The organism is Frankia sp. Hr75.2, assembly GCF_949319125.1.
In the GTDB taxonomy this organism is placed as follows: Bacteria; Actinomycetota; Actinomycetes; order Frankiales; family Frankiaceae; genus Parafrankia; species Parafrankia soli.
Window position 1 is genome coordinate 1 of record NZ_CASGGV010000280.1, and the last position, 212, is coordinate 212.

1 protein-coding gene is annotated in these 212 nt (G+C 75.0%); it reads right to left on the reverse strand.

The window, feature by feature from the left end; all coding sequences use genetic code 11:
- The coding region (locus tag AC559T_RS18670) for a hypothetical protein (protein WP_498869562.1) at positions 1–212 on the reverse strand (212 nt) is incomplete at both ends.

The window sequence follows — 212 nt, forward strand, 5'->3', positions numbered from 1 at the left end:
TGCCCGAGGTTCGACTTGATCGAGCCGATGAGCAGCGGCCGGCCGGGGTCGCGGTGCTGGCCGTAGGTGGCGAGCAGGGCCTGGGCCTCGATGGGGTCGCCGAGTTTGGTGCCCGTGCCGTGGGCCTCGATGGCGTCGACGTCGTCCGGGGTGAGGCGGGCGGCGCTGAGCGCGGCGCGGATCACCCGCTGCTGCGACGGCCCGTTCGGCGC